The organism is Nonomuraea sp. NPDC049400 (assembly GCF_044466425.1).
GTDB lineage: Bacteria > Actinomycetota > Actinomycetes > Streptosporangiales > Streptosporangiaceae > Nonomuraea.
In genome coordinates this window covers 1-10,802 of sequence record NZ_JBITMP010000020.1, presented here as the reverse complement: position 1 = coordinate 10,802, position 10,802 = coordinate 1, and the positions used below count along the sequence as shown (strand labels likewise).

The window sequence follows — 10,802 nt, the reverse complement described above, 5'->3', positions numbered from 1 at the left end:
AGGTGATCGCGAAAGATGTCGTCCCCACGAAGAGCCCGCCGATCGACACCGGTGGCTCGCCCACTGGTGCAGGGGTCCTGCTCTCGATCCTGCGCGACGGGCGGCCCCGCACCCGTGCCGAGCTGGCCCAGCTCACCGGATGGGCCCGTTCGACGCTGTCGCTCCGGCTGGACGCCCTGCTCGATCAGCGCCTGGTGGCACCGACCGACGATGCGATCCAGTCCGGCGGGCGTCCGGCGACGACGTTCGCCTTCAACCAGAGCGCACGGGTCGTGCTGGCGGCGGACCTGGGCGTGACGCACGCCCGGCTCGCCGTCACCGACCTCGCGACCACCGTGCTCGCCGAGCGCAGTGCCGAGATGCCCATCGACCGGGGCCCGGAGCCCGTGCTGACCTGGCTCGTCGAGAGCTTCCACGAGTTGCTCGGCGAGTGCGGACGCGGCATCGCCGACGTGTGCGGCATCGGCGTCGGCCTCCCCGGCCCGGTGGAGCACGACACCGGCAAGCCGGTCAACCCGCCGATCATGCCCGGGTGGGACCGCTTCGCGGTGCCCGAGTGGCTGAGCGCCCGGCTCGGCGCCCCGGTGCTGGTCGACAACGACGTGAACATCATGGCGCTCGGCGAGTACTGGGCGGTGCGATCGCAGGTCAAGCACATGATCTTCGTCAAGATCGGCACAGGTGTCGGCTGCGGGATCATGAGCGAGGGCCGCCTGCATCGCGGCGTCCAGGGAGCGGCCGGCGACATCGGCCATATCCGGGTCCCGTCGTACGAGGACGTCGTCTGCCGTTGCGGCAACACCGGATGCCTGGAGGCCGTGGCGAGCGGTGGCGCGCTGGCCGCCCGCCTGCGCGCGGCGGGCGAGCACGCCTCCGTCGGCCGCGACGTCGTCGGACTGGTGCGAGCGGGCAATGTCTCCGCGATCCAGGCGGTCCGGCAGGCCGGCCGGGAGATCGGCACGGTCCTGGCCTCGGTCGTCAGTTTCTTCAACCCCTCGCTCATTGTCATCGGCGGCGACCTCGCGGAGGCGGGCGAACACCTGCTCGCCGGCGTCCGCGAGGTGGTCTACAGCAGGTCTCTGCCGCTGGCCACGCAGCACCTCGGCATCCTGCCGAGCGAGCTCGGCGACCGCGCGGGCATCACAGGTGCGGCGGTGATGGTGCTCGAGCACGTGCTGGCGCCCGAGGCAGTGGACCAGGCGGTGATGGCCATAAGCGACGAATGATAAGACAGCGATTAGCCCGCTTATGCTTGACCATCGACAAAAGGCACTCTTAACATCGCGGATACTTACATACCGGATGCCTTCGCATGCGGGGGTAGTCCCGACACGATGGAGCTTTCATGGACAAGCTCGGTGTGTGGCTTATCGGGGCGCGGGGATCCGTGGCGACCACGGCCATCGTGGGTGCCGCGGCCCTCAGGGCGGGAGCGGCATCCCCGCAAGGATGTGTGAGCGAGTCCCCCGGCTTTCCCGGGCGCCTGGTTCCACTCACCGACCTGGTCTTCGGCGGCCATGACATCACCGAGACGTCCTTACGCAAGCGCGCCGAACAGCTGGGCCGAGCGGGGGTCATACCACCGGACCTCCCGGGGCTGCTCGCGTCCGATCTGGACGCAGCCGACGCCGAGATCCGGCCGGGCTACGTCCCCGGCGACGGCGGCCGGGCCGCGACCCGCCTGATCGACGACATCACCGGCTTCCGCGCCCGGCACGGGCTGGCCCGCGTGGTCGTCGTCAACGTGTCGTCGACCGAGCCCCCAGTGGATTCGCGCCCGGAGTTCGAGAGGCTGAGCCACCTCGAGGAGCGGCTCGCCGCGGGGGACGACGTCCTGCCGCCGAGCTCGCTGTACGCCTATGCGGCGTTCCACGCCGGGTGCGGCCATGTGGAGTTCACCCCTTCCACCGGGCCGGCCCTGCCCGCCCTGGAGGAACTCGCCGCCCAGCGGGGCGTGCCGTACGCGGGACGTGACGGCAAGACCGGCGAGACCCTGGTCAAGAGCGCCCTGGCGCCCATGTTCGCCGACCGGGCACTGCGAGTCCGCTCCTGGTCCGGGCTCAACCTGCTTGGCGGCGGCGACGGGGCGACACTCTCCGATCCCGCCGCCAGATCCAGCAAGCAGCTCTCCAAGGACCAGGTCGTCGCGAAGGTCCTGGGAGAACCCGTCGAGGGGGAGACGCACATCGACTACGTCCCCGATCTCGGAGAGTGGAAGACCGCCTGGGACCACGTGACCTTCGAAGGCTTTCTCGGCGTGCGGATGACGCTGCAGTTCACCTGGCAAGGCTGCGATTCGGCGCTGGCCGCTCCGCTCGTCCTGGACCTGGCCCGGCTGGTTGCCCGTGCGCACGAGAAAGGGCGGCATGGCGTGCTGCCCGAGCTCGGCTACTTCTTCAAGAGCCCGCTGGGGACGGACGAGCACGCGCTGGCCGCCCAGTACGCCCGGCTGCGCGCCTTCGCCGAGGAGCTGTCATGAGGGCGCTGCTCGAGCTGGTCCGCGCACCGGCCGCGCTGTCGGTGCCGGGGGACACCATGGCGGGGGCCGCCGCCGCGGGGCGGCGTCCAGCACCCGGCCTGGCCCTGGCGTCGGTGCTCATGTACTGGTCGGGGATGGCGCTCAACGACTGGGCAGACCGTGAGGCGGACGCCGTCGAGCGTCCTGAACGCCCGATCCCGTCAGGCCGGGTGCGCCCGGGCGCCGCGCTCGGGCTCGCGGCCGCCCTGACCGGCGCGGGCCTGGCCAGCGCCGCCGTCGCCGGCGGCCGTCGCGGTCTCACCGTCGCAGGCCTGCTGGCCGGCGCGGTGTGGGCCTACGACCTGGGCCTCAAACGGACGGCGGCGGGAGCGGCGTCGATGGCGGCCTGCCGCGTGCTGGACGTGCTCCTGGGCGCGGGCGAGCAGGCCAGGGCCGCCGTGCCGGCGGCGCTGGCGATAGGCGCGCACACCTACGGGATCAGCGTTCTGGGACGGGCCGAGGTGACGGGGGCGGCACGCGGGACCGCCGAGCGCGCGCTCGTGGCCAGCACCGCGGCGGCCGGGCTCGCGGCCGCCTCCTGCGTGCGCAACGGAGCCGCCGCCCGGGCCGGAGCGGGAGTCCTCATCGCCGGCTATCTCGCCTCCACCCTCCCGGTCCAGGCCGGGTTACGGACCCATCCCGACCCCGAGAATGTGCGGCAGGCCGTCCGTCTGAGCATCCTCGGCCTGATCCCGCTCCAGGCGGCGGCGGTCGCCGGGGGCGGGCGGTTCGCGACGGCGGGCGCGCTGCTGTGTGCGCTGCCCCTGGGAAGGTGGCTCTCATCCCGGCTGGCGACATCGTGAAGTGGGCCTACTGCACCAACGGCTTCTCCGGCCACCGGCTCCCCGAGGCGCTCGCGGTCCTGGCCGATCTGGGGTACACCGGTGCGGCGATCACGCTCGACCACGGTCATCTCGACCCCCACTCCCCCGGCCTGGCCGCGGAGGTGTCCAGAATCGCCGGGCTCCTCGAACGCCTCGGTCTCGATGCCGTCGTCGAGACGGGCGGGCGTTACACCCTCGATCCCCTGCGCAAACACCATCCGACCCTCATCAGCGAGGAGGCCGAGCGCAGAGTGGAGTTCCTGACCACGGCGATGCGGGTCGCCGCCGACCTGGGCGCTCCCGTGGTGCATCTGTGGAGCGGGGTCCGGCCCGACGGCATGCCGGAGGCGGAGGCGTACACGCGGCTGGCCTGCCAGTGCGCGCGGCTGCTCGACGAGGCCGACCGGGTGGGCGTCACGCTGGGATTCGAACCCGAACCCGGGATGCTCGTCGCCGACCTGGACGGCTTCGAGCGGCTGCGTGCGATGCTCGGCGCCCATCCCCGGTTCGGTCTCACCCTCGACATCGGGCACTGCCACTGCGTGGAGCGGGAGGACCTGGACACCTGTGTCCGCCGGGCGCTGCCGTACACGGTGCACGTGCAGATCGAGGACATGCGCCGGGGAGTCCACGAGCACCTGGAATTCGGCGAGGGTGAGATCGACTTCGTGCCGGTGCTCGCCGCCCTGCACGGCTACTCGGGTCTGGTGGCCGTGGAGCTGGCCCGGCACAGCCATGCGGCCCCGCAGGTCGCCCGCCGATCGATCGACTTCTTGAGGAGGGCACATGAAGGAGCCGGCGCAGGAGTGGCTGGCACAGGCCGTCCGGCAGGTCGAGACTGACCCGCACGCGATCCACCGGCTCTTCCCGCAGGCCGAACGGCGGGGCGGCCCAGGCGCCCGGCGTGTGCTGCTCGGCGCGCTGGACGGCCACCACACGGTGATCCGCAGCCTGTACGAGGCCGGCGACAGCGGCGAGCGGCTGGCGATTTTGACCGTCCTACATGAGCTTGACCTGGAAGGGACGGCGGTCGGGCTGGTGGAGGACGCGCTGCGCACCAATGACGCGCGGCTGGTCGCCGCGGCCCTCGGCCCGTACGGCTCAGCGTGGCTGGACGACCGCTCCTTCCGGCAAGGGGTGCTCAAGTGCGTCTTCATGTCGATCCCGCTGGCGGCGGTGGCCGAGCTGGAGCGCCGCTTCGACGCCGAACTGGCCCGGATGTTGTCGGACTACGCGGCGGAGCTGCGGGCGGCCGGCCGGCCCGTCCCGCGCGACATCCTGGAGAGGATCTGAATGCGCATCTTCGACCCCCACATCCACATGACCTCCCGGACCACCGACGACTACCAGCGCATGCACGCCGCGGGGGTCCGGGCCGTCGTCGAACCCGCCTTCTGGCTGGGGCAGCCCCGTACCAACGTGGGCACCTTCCTCGACTACTTCGACGCGCTGCTCGGCTGGGAGCCGTACCGCGCCGCGCAGTACGGCATCCACCACCACTGCGCGCTCGCGCTCAACCCGAAGGAGGCGAACGATCCGCGGTGCGCGGGGGTGCTGGCCGAGTTGCCGCGCTACCTGCTGAAGGACTCCGTCGTCGCGGTCGGCGAGGTCGGCTACGACTCGATGACAGCAGAGGAGGAACGGGCCTTCGAGGCCCAGCTCGCGCTGGCGCAGGAGAACGATCTCCCGGTACTCGTGCACACGCCGCATCGGGACAAGTCCGCGGGCACCCGCCGGACGCTCGACGTGGTCCGGGCCGCCGGGATGTCCCCCGAGCGGGTGCTCATCGACCACCTCAATGAGATGACCGTCGGCATGGTCGCGGACTCGGGCTGCTGGATGGGGTTCTCGATCTACCCCGACACCAAGATGGACCCGGACCGGATGGTGGCCCTGCTCAAGGAGTACGGCACGGACAGGATGCTGGTGAACTCGGCCGCCGACTGGGGACGGAGCGACCCGCTGAAGACGCGGGAGGTGGCCGACGTCATGCTCGCGACCGGCTTCGGCGAGGACGACGTGGACCGGGTGCTGTGGCGCAATCCGGTCGCCTTCTACGGGCAGAGCGGCCGACTCGACCTCGGGACCGGCTCGGATGCCGGCCCGGACTACGCCGGCAACACGATCAAGCGGGGCTGACCATGCGGCTGCGCCATCCGGACGGCTCGACGGTGCACCTGTCCTACTGCACCAACGTCCACCCCGCCGAGGATCTCCCCGGTATCCACGGTCAGCTGTCCGGCGTCGCCGCGCGGGTCAGGCGCCTGCTCGGCGTCGAGCGGCTCGGGCTCGGGCTGTGGCTGTCCCAGCACGCCGCCGCGGACCTCCTCGCCCGGCCCGAGGAGCTGGCCGGGCTGCGCGAGCGGCTGACCGCGCTCGGGCTGGAGGTCGTGACCCTCAACGGGTTCCCCTATCGCGGCTTCCACGACGAGATCGTGAAGTACCGCGTCTACACCCCTGACTGGGCCGACGCGGAGCGGCTGCGCTACACGCTCGGGCTCGCCGAGATCCTCGCCGCGCTGCTGCCGGACGACGTTTCCGAGGGCACGATCTCGACCCTTCCCCTCGCCTGGCGGACCGGGTGGACGAGGAAGAAGGCGGCGGCGGTCATGGCCAATCTCGACGCGGTCGCCCAGGGCCTGCGCGCGCTGGCCGGCCGTACCGGCAAGGTGATCCGGCTGGGCTTCGAGCCGGAGCCCGGTTGCATCGTCGAGACGACGCCCCAGGCGACCGCCCTGCTGAGCGACGTGGACCAGGACTACCTCGGACTCTGCCTGGACGCCTGCCACATGGCCGTGGGTTTCGAGGAACCCGGCGCGGGCATCCGCAGCGGGCTGCCGATCGTGAAGCTCCAGGCGTCGTGCGCCTTGGAGGCCCCGCCGGGGGCACAGCGGGCGCTGGCCGCGTTCGACGAGGCCCGTTTCCTCCACCAGACGCGCTCCGCCACCGGATACGCCGACGACCTGGGCGAGGCCCTGGCCGGTGGCCTGCCCGCGGACGAGAGCTGGCGCGTGCACTTCCACGTCCCGCTGCACGACGCGCCGCCCCCTCCGCTCGCCACCAGCGCCCCCTACCTGCGTGACCTGCTGGACGCGCTCCTCGGTGGAGAACGGCCGCTGACCAGGCACGTCGAGGTGGAGACCTACACGTGGAACGTGCTTCCCGGCGCGCCGGCCGACATCGCGGAGGGCATCGCCGCCGAGCTCGACTGGACGCGGGGGCAGCTCGCCGCCCTCGGGCTGAAGGAGACGTGATGGCACCGCTGATCGTGATCAATGTCGTCGGGCTCACTCCGCGCCTGCTGGCGCACATGCCGAACGTGGCGAAGGCGGGAGCACCGGCCGCGCTGCGGCCCGTGCTCCCGGCCGTCACCTGCTCGATGCAGGCCACCCTGCTGACCGGTTCGATGCCCCGCGACCACGGCATCGTCGGCAACGGGTGGTACTTCCGGGATCTCGGCGAGGTGCTGCTGTGGCGCCAGCACAACGCGCTCATCCAGGGCGACCAGCTGTGGACCGCCGCGCCCGCCCTGCGCACCGCCAACGTCTGCTGGTGGTACGCGATGGGCGCGCCGACCGACCTGCTCGTCACCCCGCGCCCCGTCTACCACGCCGACGGCCGCAAGTCGCCCGACTGCTACACCCGCCCGCCCTCACTCCACGACGACCTCGAGACCGCGCTGGGGCCCTTCCCCCTGTTCACCTACTGGGGCCCCAACGCGGGGATCGCCTCCTCCCAATGGATCATCGCCGCGGCCCGCCGCATTTTGGCCCGCGAACGGCCGGATCTGCTGCTGGTCTACGTGCCCCACCTCGACTACGACCTCCAGCGGTACGGCCCCGCCGGCCCCGAGGCGATCGCCGCGGCCCGCGCCGTCGACGCCGCCCTGGCCCCGCTCCTGGCCGAGGACGCCCAGGTGGTCGTGCTCTCGGAATACGGCATCACCCCGGCGTCCCGCCCGGTGGACATCAACCGGGCGCTGCGCGCCGCGGGTCTCCTGGAGGTCTACAGCCAGGCCGGGATGGAGTATCTCGACCCGTGGACGTCCCGTGCCTTCGCCGTCGCCGACCACCAGGTGGCCCACGTGTACGTGCGGGACCCCGCCGACCTCGACCGCACCCGCGCCGTCATCGCCGAACTGCCCGGCGTGGACGAGGTGCTCAACCAGGCGGGGAAGGCGAAGTACGGGCTCGACCACGAACGCGCCGGTGAGCTCGTCGCGGTGGCGGAGCCCGACGCCTGGTTCACCTATTACTACTGGCTCTCCGACGACCGCGCCCCGGATTTCGCCAGGCTCGTGGACATCCACCGCAAACCCGGCTACGACCCCGCCGAGCTGTTCATGGACCCGAGTGATCCGTTCGTCAAGCTCCGCGCCGCGGCGGCGCTGGCCAGGAAGAAACTGGGCTTCCGCTACACGATGCGGGTGGTGCCGCTCGACCCGGCGCCGGTGCGGGGCAGTCATGGCCGGCTGCCCGATCTCCCCGACGACGGCCCGCTGATCATCGGCCCCTTCGACCGTGACTCCTATGAGGCGACCGAGGTCAAGGGTCTCCTGGCCGGCCTGGCCCGGAGCAGCCGCTGACGGAAAATTCCTGGTTGGGCCGGTACAGCTGCTGATCTAATACGCACATGGAGATCTCGCTGAAGCCCGAGGCTGCCCGCGTCGCCGATCCGTGGCCCGGATACTTCGCGGACCGCGGACACCCAGGGGCCCGCCGTATCGGCGCTGGCGTCGAGGGTGTCGTCTACCGGCTGGGCGGCGGCCAGGTCGCCAAGGTGTGGACCGGGCGGCCGCCGACCGAACTCACCCGCCAGGTGTACGCGGACATCGCGCAACACCGGCTGCCGTTCGCCACCCCGGAGATCTTCGAGGTCCAGGAGCACGAGGGTGTCGTGGTGACGTACGAGCGTGAGCTGCCGGGCGTCCCGATGCGGGGCGACTCCGCGCACGAGGACTACGAGCGCGAGCTGCCCGTTCATCTGAGGAATGCGCTGCTTGCCGTCCTGCGTGGCCTCGCCTTGGTGCCGGGTACGGACGCCATGCGCCGGCTGACCGTGCAGGGCGACGACCGTCCGCTGTGGCAGGGTCACGACCGCTTCCAGGACGCGCTCGCGGCCCTGGTCGTCCGGGCCGTGGGGCGGCACGGCCCTGCACTGGCTGTTCGTGTGCCGGACTTCAGCGCGGGGGTCGAACGCACGCTGAACGCCCTGCGGTCGCTTCCCGATACTCCGGTCACAGCGATCCACGGTGACCTCGTGCCGCCCAACATCCACACCGACGCCGCCGGCCGGCCCGTCGCCGTACTCGACTTCGGCTTCTACACGACCGCAGGCGATCCGGCCTTCGAGGCGGCCGTCACCGCGGCCGTCTGGGACATGTACGGCACGTATGCCGAGGAGCACGCCGCGGAACTCACCCGGTTCTTCGCACAAGAACTCGGCCACGCGCCCGCCGTCCTCACCGCCTACCAGGCCGTATACGCCCTCACCACGTACGATCTGTTCGGCATGGGCGACGGGGACGGGCACTTCCGGTGGTGCGCCGAACAGTTGCGCCGCAACACCGTGTTCAGCAGCCAGGTGTCGTGACCACGGCCACTCGTTGATCGCTAGACGCGGGTCCAGCGCTGGTTGGTTCCTCCGGTGCAGGTCCAGATGCGCGCTTTGGTGCCGTTGGCGGTGCCGCTGACGTCCAGGCACTTGTTCGCGCCGACCGCGGTCATGCTGCCGTCGGCGTTGAGGCGCCACTTCTGGTTGTTCTGCCCGTTGCAGTCCCAGATGATCACACTGGTGCCGTCCGCCGTCCCGGCCCCGTTCACGTCCAGGCACTTGCCGCCATAAACCCGCAGCTCACCGGAACTGGTGGAGGTCCACTGCTGGTTCGACTGCCCGTTGCAGTCCCAGATCTGCACCTGCGCGCCGTTGGACTGCGAAGCGCCGCTGACGTCCAGGCACCGCCCAGACCCCACACCCCGCAGCGCGCTCGTACCGCCCGGTGTGCCGGTCAGTTCCTTGATGCGGATGTTGCGGAATGACACCACGTCGCCGGACCCGTGGTTCTGGATGCCGATGTAGCCCTGCTGGAGCGAGCGGACGGGATCGGTGTTGGTGAAATCATTGATTTTGGTGCCGTTCAGGAAGACCTGCAGCCGCTCGCCCTCCACCAGCAGCTCATAGGTGTTCCACTGACCCGGCGGGTTCAGCGCCGCGTCTCGGGCGGCGATGTCGGCGGCCTTGAACCCGTAGATCGCCCCGGTCGTCTTGTCCGGGGTGTCGGTCGCGTCGATCTGCACCTCATATCCGGTGTTGAGCGCCGCGTTGGGGTCACTGGTGGCGGGGAACCCGACGATCACGCCGGAGTTGGAGTCGCCGGTCATCTTCCAGTCGAGCTTGAGGGAATGGGAGCGGAACTCCTTGGCGCTGTACCACAGCATGCCCATGCCGCCCTGGGAGGTCAGCGTGGCGTCGCTGTTGGCGAACGACCCCGGCCCGGCCTGCGACCAGCCCGTCGTCGACCCGTTGTACAACGTCGCGTACCCGGTCTCCGGGCGGCAGTCGGCGTTGGTGACCTTGGCCGCGTACCGGATTCCGCCGAGCAGCAGCGTGCGGAAGTTCGGATCGGCGTACGACTCCTTGGTGTGCCCCAGGCCGGTGTAGAAGGCGCGGCCGGAGGACTGGGGGTGGCACCAGGTGATCGGGTGATCGCCCATGCCGCCGCCGCTGTAGCTGCCCTCGTCCAGGCTCTGCAGCACCCGGACGTTCGAGCGGGGGTTGGCGCGGTAGTTGTACCACTCGTCGGTACGTGACCAGGTCGCCCCCAGGTGGGCGGTCGCGGCGTGCGCCCGGTCCTCGTTGCGTACGGTGGCCTGCTGGATCGCCGGGTGGTTGTTGAACCAGGCCCCCATCAGCTGCCCGTAGTACGCCCAGCTGTACTCCGTGTCCGCGGCCGAATGCACCCCCACGTAACCGCCTCCGCCGTCCACGTACGTCTGGAAGGCGGCCTGCTGGTTGTCGTTCAGCACATCACCGGTGGTGTTGAGGAACACCACCGCCTTGTACTGGGTCAGGTTGGCCGTGCTGAAGGCGTTCGAGTCCTCGGTGGCGTCGACGGCGAAGTCGTTGGCGGCCCCCAGGTCGCGGATGGCCTGGATCCCGTTGGGGATCGAGTCGTGCCGGAACCCGGCCGTCTTGGAGAACACCAGCACCTTGAAGGCGGCGGCCTGGGCGGGGATGGCGGGGATCAGCGTCGCGGCGGCGGTGATCGCCGCCACCGTGGCTGACAGGCGCCGCAGCACAGATGTCTTTCGGTCGCTCCCTGCGATGCGCCCGAGCGCGGCGGGGGTGAGCTGTCGCAGCATGGGTGTCCTAATCAGTGTTAGCGAGTCGCCTTGCGGCAGACTCGGTGGTTGGTAGCCGTCCGGCAGGTGAGCACTTGCGCGTCCTGGACTTCGAGTCCT

Annotated in this window: 10 protein-coding genes; 9 read left to right on the top strand and 1 reads right to left on the bottom strand. The window is 70.8% G+C overall.

Features of this window, described 5'->3' with window-relative positions:
- Positions 1-5 precede the first annotated feature (5 nt).
- From ACIBVN_RS29290 to ACIBVN_RS29250, 9 genes are all read left to right on the top strand, one after another.
- On the top strand, positions 6-1,226 hold the full coding sequence (locus ACIBVN_RS29290; protein ID WP_397142059.1) for an ROK family protein: 1,221 nt from the start codon (positions 6-8) through the stop codon (positions 1,224-1,226).
- Between the two features lie 119 nt (positions 1,227-1,345).
- Complete coding sequence (locus ACIBVN_RS29285) at positions 1,346-2,479, top strand: inositol-3-phosphate synthase (RefSeq protein WP_397141730.1); 1,134 nt, start codon at positions 1,346-1,348, stop codon at positions 2,477-2,479.
- Positions 2,476-3,321, top strand: a complete 846-nt coding sequence (locus ACIBVN_RS29280; RefSeq protein WP_397141728.1) for an SCO3242 family prenyltransferase — start codon at positions 2,476-2,478, stop codon at positions 3,319-3,321. The genes ACIBVN_RS29285 and ACIBVN_RS29280 overlap by 4 nt, the downstream gene beginning before the upstream one ends.
- Positions 3,318-4,184 carry a sugar phosphate isomerase/epimerase family protein gene (locus ACIBVN_RS29275; RefSeq protein ID WP_397141726.1) on the top strand — a complete coding sequence of 289 codons (867 nt, stop codon included), beginning with the start codon at positions 3,318-3,320 and terminating at the stop codon, positions 4,182-4,184. Before ACIBVN_RS29280 ends, ACIBVN_RS29275 begins: the two co-directional genes overlap by 4 nt.
- Positions 4,129-4,635, top strand: a complete 507-nt coding sequence (locus ACIBVN_RS29270) for an EboA domain-containing protein (protein WP_397141724.1) — start codon at positions 4,129-4,131, stop codon at positions 4,633-4,635. The genes ACIBVN_RS29275 and ACIBVN_RS29270 overlap by 56 nt, the downstream gene beginning before the upstream one ends.
- On the top strand, positions 4,636-5,481 hold the full coding sequence (locus ACIBVN_RS29265; RefSeq protein WP_397141722.1) for a TatD family hydrolase: 846 nt from the start codon (positions 4,636-4,638) through the stop codon (positions 5,479-5,481). It begins immediately after the preceding gene.
- A gap of 2 nt (positions 5,482-5,483) precedes the next feature.
- Entirely contained in the window at positions 5,484-6,596 is a 1,113-nt protein-coding gene (gene eboE, locus ACIBVN_RS29260) for a metabolite traffic protein EboE (protein ID WP_397141721.1), read from the top strand.
- Entirely contained in the window at positions 6,596-7,927 is a 1,332-nt protein-coding gene (locus ACIBVN_RS29255; protein ID WP_397141720.1) for an alkaline phosphatase family protein, read from the top strand. Before eboE ends, ACIBVN_RS29255 begins: the two co-directional genes overlap by 1 nt.
- 47 nt (positions 7,928-7,974) lie before the next feature.
- Positions 7,975-8,934: an aminoglycoside phosphotransferase family protein gene (locus ACIBVN_RS29250; protein ID WP_397141719.1), complete on the top strand. Its 960-nt coding sequence runs from the start codon at positions 7,975-7,977 to the stop codon at positions 8,932-8,934.
- A gap of 20 nt (positions 8,935-8,954) precedes the next feature.
- Here ACIBVN_RS29250 and ACIBVN_RS29245 read toward each other — a convergent pair whose 3' ends face one another.
- Entirely contained in the window at positions 8,955-10,703 is a 1,749-nt protein-coding gene (locus ACIBVN_RS29245) for a ThuA domain-containing protein (protein WP_397141718.1), read from the bottom strand.
- Positions 10,704-10,802 lie beyond the last annotated feature (99 nt).

Bases quoted from the DNA above. Each gene is read 5' to 3' on its own strand.
- ACIBVN_RS29285 (WP_397141730.1), top strand. From the start codon at position 1,346: ATGGACAAGCTCGGTGTGTGGCTTATCGGGGCGCGGGGATCCGTGGCG.
- eboE (WP_397141721.1), top strand. From the start codon at position 5,484: ATGCGGCTGCGCCATCCGGACGGCTCGACGGTGCACCTGTCCTACTGC.
- ACIBVN_RS29280 (WP_397141728.1), top strand. From the start codon at position 2,476: ATGAGGGCGCTGCTCGAGCTGGTCCGCGCACCGGCCGCGCTGTCGGTG.
- ACIBVN_RS29270 (WP_397141724.1), top strand. From the start codon at position 4,129: ATGAAGGAGCCGGCGCAGGAGTGGCTGGCACAGGCCGTCCGGCAGGTC.
- ACIBVN_RS29245 (WP_397141718.1), bottom strand. From the start codon at position 10,703: ATGCTGCGACAGCTCACCCCCGCCGCGCTCGGGCGCATCGCAGGGAGC.
- ACIBVN_RS29250 (WP_397141719.1), top strand. From the start codon at position 7,975: ATGGAGATCTCGCTGAAGCCCGAGGCTGCCCGCGTCGCCGATCCGTGG.
- ACIBVN_RS29265 (WP_397141722.1), top strand. From the start codon at position 4,636: ATGCGCATCTTCGACCCCCACATCCACATGACCTCCCGGACCACCGAC.
- ACIBVN_RS29255 (WP_397141720.1), top strand. From the start codon at position 6,596: ATGGCACCGCTGATCGTGATCAATGTCGTCGGGCTCACTCCGCGCCTG.